Origin of the sequence: uncultured Caballeronia sp. (assembly GCF_964243625.1) — a bacterium.
Taxonomy (GTDB): Bacteria; Pseudomonadota; Gammaproteobacteria; order Burkholderiales; family Burkholderiaceae; genus Caballeronia.
The window spans coordinates 1-2,237 of record NZ_CAXTGZ010000815.1; the positions used below are offsets into that span (position 1 = coordinate 1).

A 2,237-nucleotide genomic window follows, 5' to 3' on the forward strand; every position below is an offset into this window, starting at 1 on the left:
GAGTATTGCGATCAAGCGGCGCAATCTGACAGGTGGTGTTTGGCAACGAGAGGTGAGGCGCACTTTGTCTTAGGAAATTTTGACGACTCAGAATCTTTTTATCGACAAGCCCTTGCTGTAACGAATTCCCCTAGGGAACGTCAATCAATGTACTCGCAAGCTATGCAGATTGCATTTTGCTTTGGCGACGAGCAAGTCTCACGCATTGAAGGTCTATTTGGAGTTGTAAAAAACAGTGAATTTGGGGCAGATTGATTACGATATTTGTCCCTATTATCAATATTGCGGCAAGCAATTCGAGCGAAAGCCGGGCTCGTCTGGGTCAGTGATAATGTGCACTCTTCGCGGTTCGGTAAATACGATAATGTCCTTTATCACATCTAGACGGAGCCGCCATGCCGACCTCGGACACCCTGCGTTTGACCCTGGTGCGCGCACCCGACGATGAGGCGTCCTTCAGTCCGGGATACCAGGCCGAGTTGCGGCAGTTCTATAGCCTCGCCCGTGCTGAGGGCGGCAAGATAAACGCGGTCACCTTCACAACCGACCGTGCGGATGTGGGTGACGGCATCGTTGGAGAATTCATGGTCCCGTGCACGCCGGTCGCCGGGTCCACGCTCACCGCGGCGACCCGCGCCTGGCTGCAAGGTCGAGCCGGGCGGACGTTGCGCCTAAGAATGGGCGACGTTGAAGTTGAGGCGACCAGTGCGAGCGAACTGTATGGGCTGTTAAATCTGACGATGGCGGTCACGGAACGGCACGAAACGCTCGCGACCGATCATGTCTGACGCCGCGCTCGCGGTTCGATCATCGGGGCCGCTGCCCACTCTGGTGATTAATGCCGGCGAACGCGCTGGCATCCGGTTCCTTGAGTTCTTCGCATTGACCATCCGCAACCCAAACACGCGACGAGCGTATGCGCATGCGGTGGGCGAATTCCTGACTTGGTGCTCGCAGGTCGGCGTGACCTCAATCACCGCCGTGCAACCGCTGCTTGTAACCACCTGGATCGAGCTGCAGACGCAGACCTCGTCGGCGCCCACGGTCAAGCTTTGCTTAGCGGCGATTCGTCACCTGTTTGACTGGCTCGTCATCGGTCAAGTGGTGCCGCACAATCCGACCGCGTCCGTGCGCGGACCCAGTCATAGCGCACGCCAGGGCAAAACGACCGTGCTCGATGCGACCGATGCGCGGCAGTTGCTCGACAGTATTGATGTCTCGACGCCAATCGGGTTGCGGGATCGGGCGTTGATTGCGTTGATGGTGTTTTCGTTCGCACGCGTGGGCGCTGCCATCACGATGCGCGTTGAAGATGTGTACGTGCAAAATCGGCGGCTCTGGCTGCGCTTGCCCTTCCCCAAGCCAATGTCCACGCGATGGTACGGCGTCGCGCGATCGCAGCCGGCATCGACACCAAGATTGGCAACCACACGTTTCGAGCGACCGGCATCACTGTCTACCTAAAAACGGCGGAACGCTTGAGAACGCCGCAGCGATGGCCAATCACGCGTCAACGCGCACGACTCAGCTTTACGACCAGCGCCGAGACGACATCAGCCTCGACGAGGTTGAGCGAATTTACGTTAATGGCGAAATCTTTTATAGACCTGTTTTGGGTTTTGGGATACCGTTGAAACGAATCCAGGGTCCAACCATCGGCTATGGTTGCGTGACAAGGAATTAACATTCTGAATCGGCACTGTTCGGCTCAGCCAAGAACGGACGCAATGCTACTGAGGTGTTATTCATGCACCTCATTCGCTGTGGCACGATCACAGTTTCCTAGCGCCAAATTTGGCCGCTCGACTTGAAGGTTTATTGCCAACGAAACTTTCTTTCGCCGAATGTGAACTATTAAAAATCGTTCTCGTCTATCCATCGAATGGCCCACGCTTCGCCCCGGTGCACCGCCTCACTTTGAGTAGCATAATTTCCAAGGTCGGAGAAAATGAAATTCTCGCCTTGTGTCTCGCCTTCACCAGCCTCCCGCTGAACCCAAGCGCTGGCCGAGAAGCCGTCGGGCAACGCATCTGGCGTCATGTCAACAACCCAATCCCTATGTATTGACGTCAACTTCATCAAGTGTGCTCCGGACTCACTACGTGAATGTTGGCACCCCATAATAGACGGCGCTTTGGCCGGGTCTCTTTGCCGGTCGGGTATCAAAGCGCCTATGGGCCCAGTAGGATTGTTCCGGCATCAGGCGGATAAGCTCTTCCAAATAAGAGTTCATTCTA

At 55.8% G+C, this 2,237-nt stretch carries 3 protein-coding genes and 1 pseudogene; 3 read left to right on the forward strand and 1 reads right to left on the reverse strand.

The features are described from left to right. From ACFFAR_RS31260 to ACFFAR_RS31270, 3 genes and pseudogenes are all read left to right on the forward strand, one after another. On the forward strand, positions 1-255 hold a 255-nt coding region (locus ACFFAR_RS31260), incomplete at its 5' end, for a hypothetical protein (protein WP_375509235.1). Positions 256-395: 140 nt separating this feature from the next. Beyond that, positions 396-788, forward strand: coding sequence for a hypothetical protein (locus tag ACFFAR_RS31265; protein WP_375509236.1), 393 nt, complete (start codon positions 396-398; stop codon positions 786-788). Continuing rightward, positions 781-1,585 (forward strand): annotated as a pseudogene (locus ACFFAR_RS31270) (site-specific integrase); the annotation flags it as partial. The gene ACFFAR_RS31265 and the pseudogene ACFFAR_RS31270, both read left to right, overlap by 8 nt. 269 nt (positions 1,586-1,854) lie before the next feature. Here the strand turns inward: ACFFAR_RS31270 and ACFFAR_RS31275 are convergent. Further along, the gene (locus ACFFAR_RS31275; RefSeq protein WP_375509237.1) at positions 1,855-2,079 is read right to left on the reverse strand and encodes a hypothetical protein; all 225 of its coding nucleotides are present in this window, start codon (positions 2,077-2,079) and stop codon (positions 1,855-1,857) included. Between the last annotated feature and the right edge of the window lie 158 nt (positions 2,080-2,237).

Excerpts from the sequence above, each read along its gene's own strand:
- ACFFAR_RS31275 (WP_375509237.1), bottom strand. The coding sequence starts at position 2,079 with ATGAAGTTGACGTCAATACATAGGGATTGGGTTGTTGACATGACGCCA.
- ACFFAR_RS31265 (WP_375509236.1), top strand. The coding sequence starts at position 396 with ATGCCGACCTCGGACACCCTGCGTTTGACCCTGGTGCGCGCACCCGAC.